The 394-nt window shown below is 45.7% G+C and carries 1 protein-coding gene; it reads left to right on the plus strand.

Annotated features, from left to right (window positions below; translation table 11 throughout):
- The coding region (locus CWC16_RS20020) for a hypothetical protein (RefSeq protein WP_171037715.1) at positions 1-394 on the plus strand (394 nt) is incomplete at both ends.

A 394-nucleotide genomic window follows, 5' to 3' on the forward strand; every position in this document is an offset into this window, starting at 1 on the left:
TAAAGGCAACAACTGGAATTTAGGTCACTTTATTGATGCCCTTGCCATAAATTCAGATGTTCAGCTGGATCGAATCATGGTAGGTGGGACAGAGCTCCCGTCGCCACTTGCAAACAGCCTCTACTTCGTTACCCGTGAGACTCCTTTGGCAATTAAAGGCGACAAGGATAATCCTACCTCCAAAGTACTGGAACTCAGAGAGGGAGCCAAGCTCGAGGGAGTTGGAGGCGTCGATAAAGTCGAACTTTTCGGTTCGGCAAAATCTGAATCAGGGACTGCAATTCATGATGCAACGGAGCTAGTCGTTAATTCTCCCTTTGAGAAGGTACATGTAGGGACTACTTACATAGTTCCCGAAGATTATGCTGATCTTCATAGCTTCCTTTCAATGTAT

This window comes from Pseudoalteromonas sp. S3776, assembly GCF_005886915.1.
Lineage (GTDB): Bacteria > Pseudomonadota > Gammaproteobacteria > Enterobacterales > Alteromonadaceae > Pseudoalteromonas.